This is a genomic window from Brevundimonas sp. LPMIX5 (genome assembly GCF_003576505.1).
GTDB classification, from domain to species: domain Bacteria; phylum Pseudomonadota; class Alphaproteobacteria; order Caulobacterales; family Caulobacteraceae; genus Brevundimonas; species Brevundimonas naejangsanensis.
The window spans coordinates 33,937-44,510 of record NZ_QWTZ01000018.1 but is presented as its reverse complement, the minus strand read 5'-3'; the positions used below and the strand labels follow the sequence as shown (position 1 = coordinate 44,510).

Annotated in this window: 9 protein-coding genes; 1 reads left to right on the top strand and 8 read right to left on the bottom strand. The window is 62.9% G+C overall.

Annotated elements, in window-relative coordinates; translation table 11 throughout:
* Positions 1-1,347 (bottom strand): RHS repeat domain-containing protein (locus tag D1604_RS15700; protein WP_147399935.1); only part of this gene is annotated, 1,347 nt, incomplete at its 3' end.
* Between the two features lie 19 nt (positions 1,348-1,366).
* Positions 1,367-1,924, bottom strand: coding sequence for a hypothetical protein (locus D1604_RS14685; RefSeq protein WP_119413901.1), 558 nt, complete (start codon positions 1,922-1,924; stop codon positions 1,367-1,369).
* A gap of 202 nt (positions 1,925-2,126) precedes the next feature.
* On the opposite strand from D1604_RS14685, the gene D1604_RS15695 reads away from it, so the two are divergent.
* Positions 2,127-2,330: a hypothetical protein gene (locus D1604_RS15695; protein WP_147399934.1), complete on the top strand. Its 204-nt coding sequence runs from the start codon at positions 2,127-2,129 to the stop codon at positions 2,328-2,330.
* 418 nt (positions 2,331-2,748) lie between these two features.
* On the opposite strand, the gene D1604_RS14680 is transcribed toward D1604_RS15695, so the two are convergent.
* The 6 genes from D1604_RS14680 to D1604_RS14655 all read right to left on the bottom strand — a co-directional run bounded on the left by D1604_RS14680 (position 2,749) and on the right by D1604_RS14655 (position 10,062).
* Entirely contained in the window at positions 2,749-3,033 is a 285-nt protein-coding gene (locus tag D1604_RS14680) for a hypothetical protein (protein WP_147399933.1), read from the bottom strand.
* Positions 3,034-3,351: 318 nt separating this feature from the next.
* Positions 3,352-3,966 (bottom strand): acid phosphatase, encoded by a 615-nt coding sequence (locus D1604_RS14675; RefSeq protein ID WP_119413905.1) that lies wholly within the window; start codon positions 3,964-3,966, stop codon positions 3,352-3,354.
* A gap of 7 nt (positions 3,967-3,973) precedes the next feature.
* Complete coding sequence (locus D1604_RS14670; protein ID WP_119413899.1) at positions 3,974-5,650, bottom strand: alkaline phosphatase D family protein; 1,677 nt, start codon at positions 5,648-5,650, stop codon at positions 3,974-3,976.
* A gap of 98 nt (positions 5,651-5,748) precedes the next feature.
* A complete protein-coding gene (locus tag D1604_RS14665; protein ID WP_119413898.1) occupies positions 5,749-8,445 on the bottom strand; it encodes a TonB-dependent siderophore receptor in 2,697 nt (898 codons plus the stop codon).
* A gap of 130 nt (positions 8,446-8,575) precedes the next feature.
* Positions 8,576-9,565 carry a FecR family protein gene (locus D1604_RS14660; RefSeq protein WP_119413897.1) on the bottom strand — a complete coding sequence of 330 codons (990 nt, stop codon included), beginning with the start codon at positions 9,563-9,565 and terminating at the stop codon, positions 8,576-8,578.
* The gene (locus tag D1604_RS14655) at positions 9,562-10,062 is read right to left on the bottom strand and encodes an RNA polymerase sigma factor (protein ID WP_158584950.1); all 501 of its coding nucleotides are present in this window, start codon (positions 10,060-10,062) and stop codon (positions 9,562-9,564) included. The genes D1604_RS14660 and D1604_RS14655 overlap by 4 nt, the downstream gene beginning before the upstream one ends.
* Positions 10,063-10,574: the final 512 nt, after the last annotated feature.

Here is a 10,574-nt window from a genome sequence, read left to right as displayed (position 1 = left end):
TGTCGTCGAGGTCGGCTGGTTGCAGATGATGACGTTAGCGCACGTCGCCGGGTAGACCGCCGAGGTGGTGATGTCCGTTAAGCCCGAGCCTGGTTTGGCGACCTGCCGCATCTGGGTAACGTTGCCGCGGGCGTCATAGGTGTAGTTGACTGTTTCGCCTTCCGGGCTCGTCGCGGTGGCGACGCGGCCCGCATTATAGGTCCAGTTCCAGGTGCGGCTGGCGGGGGGCGAGGTCGATGTGACCTCGGTATAGGAATGCGGGCGTCCGACTGTCAGGTCTGTGACAAGCGTGCGCTTCTGGCCTAGTGGTCCAGTGACCTCCATCGTTCTGATTGAGCCGGCGTCCGAGAGCCGATATTCCCACCGTCCGGTTGCATTGGTGACGGCATAATGGTCGTAGGGATACGGCCGTTCATAGATGATGACAGGGTTAGGGTCCGTGCCCACAAATATCTTGGTCGAGGCGGCATTTTGGCTCTGATATCGGATCGTTTTGCCCGTTTGGTCGGTGTAGGTTCGCTCCTGAGTGCCAGGGTATGGTTCAGCGATAGACAAGGATACGCTTGGCCAGTTTTGCGTAAACGCGCATGTACTCGCAAGCGGCGCGCAGGCGTCCACAGCCAAGTTAAGAGCAGTAGCTTTTTTGAGTATGAACCAACTATGATCTAAATCCGAATAAATGTTCGAAGCATACTCATAATGGATCATATAGCCGGTATTGGTATGATATGATTGAAGGCGACTATTCGTCCACGGAACGCATATGGGGGGACCGCCCCCGCCTGGTAGATCTAAATCGTCTTCTGGAGGGTCGAGATAAGTACACCCGCTAACGGAGGCATAATTGTAGGTGGTCACTACTCCGTTTGGAGAGATGCGACGAGTTACGACGCCATCTACGAAAGGCGCGACGTTCTTGCGCTCCATCGCGTAGGCTGTACCGTCGCTTCGCGTGTAGACAAACTGTTGATTGAATTGATGATAGATCAGTGTCGATCCGGTGTTCTCCTTTGACGCGAATGTCATAACGCCAGTTGGTATAAATGACTCTGTAACTCCATCGACAGTGATTACACAGTTTACGCCGATACCGCAGGAGACAATGCCGCCAGCGGCGTGATCCCACCAAATGCCATTGTCGAGCAGAGTTTGTCTGTAACTCAAGCCCTCACCGGGAGGGCCGATGGATACAGCTCCTGAGACTGGCATCCACTTGCCGCTCACGAGGTCCATACCTCTCTCATCGAGCACATAATGTTCTGGGGGGATTGGGTGAGTTTGCGCCAGCGCTGGCATAGCGAACAAGGCGCTGCTGGCCAGCAGGGCGAGTTTGAGCGTGGTTTTCATGGATGCCTCCCCCGAAGTCTCAGTGTCCGCCGGTCCCCGACGCCCACAATACGGTAGCGCCAGACTTGACCACCAGATTTCCGTCGTTCTGGATAATCAGAACAGCGCCAGTGTTTCCGTTCGTCCCCGTCGACCACAGCGCTTCATTGGTCGAGCCGCGCAGCACCAGATTGCCGTCTGCCTGCATCGCCAGCGCAGTCGAGCGCCCCTTCGCCGTATTACTCGCCCATAGCGCGCCGCCCGGGCCATAGAGGACCAGATTGCCGTCTCCCGGTTGCAGGATCAGATAGAAGCGATTGTCGGGCGACGTGATCCGCTGTGAGGGCAGCATCCATTCCGCGCTTCCCAGCCGATCATTCGCCGCCCGGGCGCCATAGACACCGGCTATGCGACTGTCTCGATTGTCCGCTTTATCGAGACTATAAAGCGTTCTTGAGCCGCCACTCGCGGGTGCCTGGATGGACGCCTCCAGTCGGCCGTGGACGTCGTAGGTATAAGTCTGAGTCTGCTGCCCTGCAGCCCCCGTCGCCACCACCATCAGGCCGGCGGCGCCAGCTAAGGCTAACCAACGCGTCATTTCCCCCCCCCAATCCGAAGATCGAGGCTGCTCCAATGAGGGGTGAAGTCAAGCTCGGCTCGCTTTATTCACGCCAATGTCAACGATTGGAGGTTGCCAGCACGACGATTAGGCCGTCGCCAATGCAAGTATGATGCGTTGTTTAGCTACCCGAGGCGGAAGGCCAGCCCCTGCTGCTAGACCAGCTAGGGGATACTCATGGATGGCTACCCAAGCTGGGGTAGAAACCGACACCGCCAAGTGGACCGGACAGGGCCAAGAAAATCCTCACGCAAGAAGCTTCGTGGTCTGGCGAGGCGAGCGAGTGACGAAACCCAAGGAGAGCACCAACCAAATCTCCCGCGGAAAACTTGCCGAGAAGATCAAGATGGCAGCCTTTACGCACCAATATCCACCGATTCTTTGATCCTTCCCACTTACCAGCCGCGCTGACCGGGCATCGATAACAACCGTACAGTCCTCAAACGCTGCCCAGCCCTGCGCACGTCAGACTTTGACGAGCGCCTGTGCCTTATACCGATACTGCTGGTCGGCTGTCGGGTGCCGCGTAACCGGGTACCATATCGAGACGATCGCCCGTCTCGGCTCGAGCCGGATATTCGGCGGCGAAGGCATTCGCGCGGTTGGGCTCAACATTCGGCAAAGCTAGTTGGATCACGCGCGTCAATCTTAAGATCCCTGCGCTATCGGTCGCGGCCGGACGACTCCGCTCTGCGTGATCGTTGAAGGCCCAGCCGCAAAAGCAACAGCAGGTCAGTCATCGATGCGCTTGCTCGGCGAAGTAAGTCAGTAACGCTGTAGAACTGACGTTCTGCTACCAGACATCATTTAGTGGGTCGAGCACTGCATGAAGGCCGAGGAATCCGTTCCTCTTCTTCCAGAATTTCTTCGAAATCGTAGGGACGAACTGGGAGAGGACCAAACGCGGCGCGACCCATGGTTACTGCCATCTTTCGCAAGCGATGGTATTCGTCATCGTCGAACTTTTCCTTGGCCATCGCGCCAACCTGGATCGACATCAAGGTCATCCGATGAACCATCAGGCGCAGCATGTCATCCTGATGCCCCTCTAGATTCGCCTCGATCAACCTTCGCACGTACTCGGTCATCGTGAAACCACTGTCCTCCAACTTGACCTGAAGACGCGCATGCGATCGCAGCTGTGCGTAATGTGTGCACCTCCCTAAGGAGGTTTCCATCATGGTCTCCTTCTAGGGAAAAAACGTCCGAGAACGGCGGAAGCCGGTTCGCGCCGCCGACCGAGTTTCGCGTGTCTGCGGTAAGAAGGTCGAACGGACTGTTCAGCTGTCGAATGCGTCAACAGTCATGGCGGTCTTTCCCGGCGTCCGCTATGGAGGCCGACGTTGAGGCTGGTCTTGCCGACGGACGCTATGACAGCCGGGACATGCCGGTGGTCATCGCGTGCCTTAGTGGACGCCGCAGATCGTGCGACTGTCGCCGTACGACAGGCCACGCGTCAGGATCGCTTCAGCACGGTCCGGCGCGAGTTCCTCCAGGATCAACGCCCACGCCCAGCCCATCGCCGCATGACCTGAGGGGTAGGAACCGCTCTCGGCCAACCACGGAGCCGCCTCGACGCAGATGTCCGCTGGTTCGGACACGAAGGGACGCGGCCGGGCATAGCGCGCCTTGGCCGAGGCCTGGATCACCTCAAGGTCGGCGTGCATCCGGCCCAGCAGCAGCGCCAGCGTCGGCGTCCGGCTGGGATCAAAAGGAACCCCGAGCGCCTCGCTGAAAACTTCGGGCGCCGATGGCGTGACGATCTCCGCGTCGGCCGCCGCCTGGTTCCATCGCGCCCGCCCCTTCATCGCTCGCGTCGCGTGATAGACCGCCAGATCATTCTGCTCCCTCAAGGAACCGTCTTCCGGCGGCGGCGGCAGAAAGGCGAGCGCCTCAAAGTCGCTGTTCGTCGCCAGATATCCCGCGGGATGATCGGCGTAACCTTGCCACAGCGACGGCTCATGACCGGAGGCGCAGGCCGACAGCATCAGACCGAGCGCGGCGACACTCAAAATCCGCATGCGCATCTCAATCCTCCGTCACCTGAAAACCGCCCGCGCGGTCGGTCGTGATGCGAGCGAAACGGCGTACCCGGCTATTGCGCGCCTTGATGTCCGCCACGAGGTGGTAGTCGCAGGTCAGAGCCTCGCGGGTGATCCCGACGATCAGGAAGCCATGATCGCGAACGTGGGCGAAGCGGACGTCGGGATTCTTTGCGACCAAAGCCTTTTCCGCGATCTCATAAATGCGGGCGTCCGGGCTGATGGTTTCATAGCCGCCGGGCGAGGTGACGCTGCCGGTACCGAACTCCACGCCGACGAAGCTTTCGTCACGCGGATCATGCAGGCGGTTGCCCCAGAACATGTGGGTGTCGCCGCTGAGGACAGCCAGATTGGACCGGCTGCGACGGGCGGCGTCATACAGGCGCAGGCGCGCCGCCGGATAGCCGTCCCAGGCATCGAGATTGATTGGCAGACCCAGACGCGTGCTTTCCAGCCAGCGGCGCGAACCGGGCCGCGACATCGCCTCCTGCAGCAGATCCTCGGGCATGACCGACATGAAGTCCGGCGCCCGCATCCGGGCCACGATCACCTGGTTGGCCAGCATCTGCCACGTCGTTCCGCGTTGGACCGAGGCGGTCAGGGCGTCCTCCAGCCATAGCTCCTGCGCCGCGCCCATCATGGAGCGTTCGGGGCGGTTCAGCACCTCGGCCTCGAAACGGGCGGCATCGGGGCGGCCCTCGGCATCGAAGATCATATCGCGCGTGGCGCTGGGCGCCTGGGTGCGGCCGGTCAGGCGCGTCTCGACCGCGATCAGGGACAGCAGGTCGCCGAAGTCATAGACGCGGTTCAGCACATGGGCCGGACGGCCCGGCGCCGGATCACGCATGGGCAGCCATTCGAAATAGGCCTGGATCGCGGCGTCGCGACGCTGGTCCCAGGACCCTTCCGTATCTTCATCATGAGCCGATGCTCCGCCCATCCAGCTGTTGTTCGCCGTTTCATGGTCGTCCCAGACGGTGATGAAGGCGGCGCGGGCGTGGGCGGCCTGCAAGTCTGGGTCGGTGCGATACTGGGCGAAGCGGCGGCGATAGTCGTCCAAGGTGACGATCTCATGCGCCGGATCATGTTCACGGCCCAGAGCGCGGCTCTCCGGCCCGCCATAGCCGTCGACGCCGTATTCATAGATGTAGTCGCCCAGGTGGACCACCGCGTCCACCGGCTCTTCCAGCTCGGCGATGGCGCGATAGGCGTTGAAATAGCCGAAGCCGTAGTGAGAGCAGGACACCACCGCCAGCCGCGCCCGCTCCGCCTCCCCGCCCGGCAAGGTGCGAGCGCGCCCGACGGGCGAGACAGCGTCGGCGCTGTGGAAGCGATACACGTATTCACGCCCGGCGCGCAGACCCGTCACATCGACCTTGGCCGTGTGGTCGCGCGCGACCGTAGCCTGAACCGTTCCGGACTGGATGATGCGGGTGAAACCTTCGTCCTCGGCGACCTCCCAACGCAGCTTGGCTGCGCCGCTCTGCCCCGTCGCGCGGGTCCAGATGACAAAGCCGCCCTGCGTCGGGTCACCGGCGGCGACACCATGGGTGAAGACCGCCGGATCAAGCGCCGCACGTGCGGCTGCGGGGCCAGCCAGCGCCGCGCCTCCACTCATCAGGGCCAGGGCGCCGCGGCGCGACAGACGAAGGGTCTGCGTCATCGAACATACTCTTTTCGTTCGAGATGCGCCGTGCGGGCGGCGCGGAATACAGCATTCCGGCGGCCGGTCGTTCCGGCCGCCGGACAGATCATCGGACCTTAGAAGCGATAGGCCAGGTTCACCCGGAACATGCGCGGCAGGCCGGGCATGACGGCGACTTCCTTGTAGACCTCGGCCGAAGGAGTGAAATATTCCTCGTCGAACAGGTTATCGATGTTGGCCGAGACGGTGACGTTGCGCACCTTCACATAGGCCGCCGCCTTGGCCAGCGTATAGCCAGGCAGACGCAGGCTGCTTTCCAGAATGCCGCCCGTTTCCGAGACATAGGTGGCCCCGGCGGTGAAGCCCGCGCTGGCCTCGACGCCCATCAGGTTGAAGGGGTCGGTCGTATAGGCGCCGAACAGGCTGAACACCGTGTCGGGCATGGTGCGCACGACATAGCCGTCGGCCAGTTCCGCGAAGCTGCCCGCATTGTTCACCGCAAAGGTGCCGCCATAGGCCAGGACCGGGTCAAAGCCCAGTTGTTCGGGCCGCAACTCCAGATACTCGCCCTTGCCCTTGCCCGGCGCATCCACCCGCGTTTCCTGCAGCGTCAGGGCCGTGGTGAAGCTGAGTTTGTCGGTGGCCAGCCAGTGGGCCTCCAGTTCGAAACCGTCCGAGGTGGTGCCGCTGACATTGCCCATAATGTCCGTCTGGCGGCGGAACTGCTCATAATAGGCCGCACCGCCGAACAGGGCGCCGTCGAACAGCGAGAACTTGACCCCGACTTCCTTCAGCTCCGACGGCGAGATGAACAGATTGCTCGACGCCGTCCCGACCGACACGCCGCCGGTCTGGGTCGACTCCAGCGAGCGCGGCTCGGCGAAGGTGATGTAGGGGGTCAGGCCCCACGGCGTCTCATAACGGGCCGACAGCGACCAGGTGACGGCGTCCTTGCTGTTCTCGACCCACGTGTCCTTCAGGCCGAAGACCGTCTCGCCCTTGTTGATCGCCTTCACGTCGTAATCGTCCCAGCGCAGCCCGGCCAGGATGCTGAAACGGTCGAAAATGGTGATGTCGCTCATGGCGAAGAGCGAGCGGCTGTTCCACTCCATCTCGTGCCGCGAGTCCCACATCTGCTCGCCGTTCTTCATCAGGGGCGCGGCGATGCGATCGCCCGCCGTCGAACCGTGCGACAGGTCGCGGCGGTTCAGGGCGATATAGCCGGACAGGAAGCTTTCATACTGTTTGGCCGTATGGTCGCGATAACCGGCGCCGACGACAGTGTCGGCGCTGACGTGCTGGCCGAAACGCGACGGGAAGCTGTAGGTCACGCGGCCTTCGATGGCGCGGGCGTCATAGTCGGCGGCGAAACCGAAGCTGTTGAAGCGCTGGTTCTCGATGTCGTCCACGAACGCCTTGAAGGCCAGTACCGAACCGTTCGCCATCTCCTTCTGCAGGCCCGCATAGGCGGTGAAGGTGCGGCTGTCGTTATAGTCGGCGTCGTCCGCCATGACGTTGCGGCGGCTCAGCCTGGTCGTGCCGACGCCTTCATCAAGGGCGAACTTCGGATTGTTCTTGCCACCGTATTCCAGGATCTGGCGAATGTTGGACGTGCCGCCCCAGGCGCCGAAGGCGGCGTCGATCTCGCCGTATTCGATCATGCCTGAGCCATCCAGATCGACCAGATCGATATCGCGGCCGGTGATGTAGACGCCGTTGTCGATCAGGTTCTGCGTGACCCGGTTCCAGCCCGGCGACTGGATGCGACCCGACTCCTTGAAGTGCATCAGATTGACTTCGCCCGACCAGCCGTTGCCGAAATCGCCGACATAGGTGGCCTGAAGGTTCAGGTGTTCAGGATGGACGTTGCGGTAATAGGAGTCGGAATCCTCGCGCTCGACATAGAAGGCGAAGCCGCCCTCGCCCACCGGCACGACGATGTCCGCCGCCGCATTGCGCCGTCCATAAGAACCGACGGTGACATTGACGCCGCCGCTCATCTCATCGGCATAGCGCGCATCGACGCCACGCGCCGACTTGGGCACGAAGTTCAGCAGGCCGCCGACCTTGCCGGGACCATAGATGGGCGAGGACGGTCCGCGCAGCACCTCGACGTAGGCGGCGGCGCCCAGGTTGGACGAAAAGCTGCCCCGGTTCTCAATCCGCTTGAAGCCCTGAAAATAGGTGTCGGCCAGGGTGCCGCGCACGTTCAGATTGCCCGGAACGCCGAAAAAGCTGGCCGTATAGGCGCCCGGCACAGCGGCGACCAGATCGTCAACGTTCTCCATCCCATAGCGGGCGATGGTGTCCGAGCTGACGCGCGAGGCCGAACGCGGCGTTTCCAGCAGCGAACGGTCCAGGCCGGTGAAGCTGTCGGTCGCGCCCTTCTGAAGGCGGCTTAGCGGATCAAAGCGAGCGGTCACGACCACGTCCCCGATCTGGGTGGCCTCGGCCCGCGCCTCGGCGGCGGAAACAATGACGAAGGCGCCGTTCGGGTCGCGCCGGAACGTCAGATTGGCGCCTTCCAGCAGGCGCGCCAGCGCCTCAGCCGCCGTCATCGAGCCGGTCAGCACGCTCGAACGACGATTATCCAGCGTCACGCCCGCTGCGACGATCACCGTCCCCGTCTGTTCAGCCAGTGCGACCACCGCCCGGTCCAGAGACTGGGCCTCGATGCGGATAGTGTAAACCTGGGCGGCGGCGGCCGGGCGGGATGGGGCCTGAGCCATGGCGGGCATGGCGGCGGCGGCAAGCACGAAAACGGCGGCGGAAGACGTGGCGACGGCCTTCAGCCTGGAACGATGAACGGTCAAACTCTATCCCCTAGACGTTGCGTGAAGCCTGCAGCCGACATGGCCCCCAACAGCTTCAACACCGCCTAGACGCAAGCCGACGCTCGCCCTTCCAGCCCGCACCCCGATTTCATTAAAGCTTCAAGATAACTCAGCTTTTCAGCATCATTTGGATTTCGCCGTCGGCGTTGCGGCGTCGCACCAGATGGCCGTTCAGTTCCTGCGCCAGGCTCTCCAGCGCTTGCGGAATCTGCTCAATAGTGAAGGCCGCCGTCACCTTGCGCACACCCAACTGAGGCGAGACGATCGTCACGCCGGGCCGATAATAGCGGTTCACCTCAGCCACCACTTCCGACAGCGGCTGATCAATGAAGCTGAAGCGCTGACGCCGCCACGGCGCGACGCCTGCCGGATTGATCGCCGCCCGTTTCAGCACCCCGCCGCGCAGGGCCGCGCGCTCTCCCGCCCCGATGACGGTCTGCTCGCCAGCGGCTATGGCGGTCACCCGCACCCGTCCCTCTTCGACGAAAACCTCCGGTCCCAGTTCGCCCAGACGGACCTCGAACGCCGTGCCCAGCGCCTCGGCCTTCAGCCCTGCTCCAACGACAGTGAAGACCCGTGTCTCGTCGCGCGCGACATCAAAGAAGGCTTCGCCCGCATCCAGCCGCATATGCCTTACCCCCTCGTCGACACGGGTCGCCAGAACCGAGCGCCCGCCCAGCGACACGCGCGAGCCGTCCTCCAGCGACAGATGACGGATTTCACCCACCTCGGTCGCAAACCGGCGTCGCTCGCCACTGGCCAGTTGCAGCGCCAGAGGCGTCATCGCCAACGCCCCTACCCCCGCCGCCATGGCCATCAGCCCCCGGCGCGACGGCACCGTCCAGAGACGCGACGGCACGCGCGCTGGGACGACCGAGACGGTTTGCGCGTCGCCCAAACTCTGCTGGTTCAACGCTTCTGACCAATCGAGCCGCGCCCACAGGGCCTCGGCTTCGGCATAGGCCGCAGCATGATCCGGCGAAGCCGCCCACCACGCCTCAAACGCCCGCCGATCCGTCGCGCTGACGGGGCCGCCGCAACGCCGCGCCAACCATTCCAGAGCCTGTTCGATGGGCGGCGCATCATGTCGCACCGTCATGCCGCCTCCGTCCCTCGTGTCCGAACAGCGCAGCGCAATTCGATCAGGGTCCGCGCGATCGTGCGACTGATGTCCGCCGGCGAACGTCCCGTCAACCGCGAGATCTCCGCATAGGTCAGCCCCTCGATCCGGCTCATCCGCAAAAGGTCCCGGGCATCGGAATCCAGTGCCTGGATGCCGCGATCCAGCGCCTCCTGTTCCTCGCGCCTCAACAGGACCTCCTCGGGGCTGAGTTCATGTGGCGGCAGCGCAGTATCGGCCATCGCCTTCCAGCGCCTTTTCTGGCTGTCGGCGCGGCGGATGGCGTCCTTCAAGGCGTTGCGCGCCATGACGAACAGAAAGGCCCTGGGATCCGCCACACCCTCCCGGTTTTCCAGCGTGCTGAACCGCAGGAAAGCCTGCTGAAGGGCGTCGTCCACTCCATCCTGCTGAGAAGCATAGCGCCGGACCAGTGCGGTGCGGATCTCCACCCCGTAACGAGCCAGCAGATAGTTCAATGAGCGGCCGTCACGCCCGCCGCTTGCCCCGCCTCGGGTTCCCATAGCCTTGCCGCAATTTCATTCCCACAGCTAACTTGCCCGGGATTTGCGACAGATCGCCCACATCATCGCACCAGTTTTGTAAAGACCCCTTCGCCGTATCTCAGTCCGGCGCGGCCCGACCCACCGATAGATTATCGCCCGCGGGGTTCGGCTATTCGACACTGCCGCTGAGCGCCATGAGTGGACGTTGGTCGGTGTCCCAATAGCTGACATTTAATAAGCCGCGACCGCTACCCCACCACCACACCTTCATACCCCGCTGGCTTTTTTTCGGGCCACAGCCCTGAACGGGAGGGCGGTAGCAAACGCCCCAGATTGGCCGACGACAGGACGGCACCTTTGTCGCGATTTGGGCATCTGCACGACCGGAGCCTCATGCTCAGCGGCAGTCTGGCGCATGGCCGACGCCGGCTGCAGCCGTCCGTCAGAATAGACGCCGCTATGACGAAACTCATACAACCAAGCCT

Excerpts from the sequence above, each read along its gene's own strand:
- D1604_RS14685 (WP_119413901.1), bottom strand. The coding sequence starts at position 1,924 with ATGACGCGTTGGTTAGCCTTAGCTGGCGCCGCCGGCCTGATGGTGGTG.
- D1604_RS15695 (WP_147399934.1), top strand. The coding sequence starts at position 2,127 with ATGGCTACCCAAGCTGGGGTAGAAACCGACACCGCCAAGTGGACCGGA.
- D1604_RS14680 (WP_147399933.1), bottom strand. The coding sequence starts at position 3,033 with ATGACCGAGTACGTGCGAAGGTTGATCGAGGCGAATCTAGAGGGGCAT.
- D1604_RS14675 (WP_119413905.1), bottom strand. The coding sequence starts at position 3,966 with ATGCGGATTTTGAGTGTCGCCGCGCTCGGTCTGATGCTGTCGGCCTGC.
- D1604_RS14670 (WP_119413899.1), bottom strand. The coding sequence starts at position 5,650 with ATGACGCAGACCCTTCGTCTGTCGCGCCGCGGCGCCCTGGCCCTGATG.
- D1604_RS14660 (WP_119413897.1), bottom strand. The coding sequence starts at position 9,565 with ATGACGGTGCGACATGATGCGCCGCCCATCGAACAGGCTCTGGAATGG.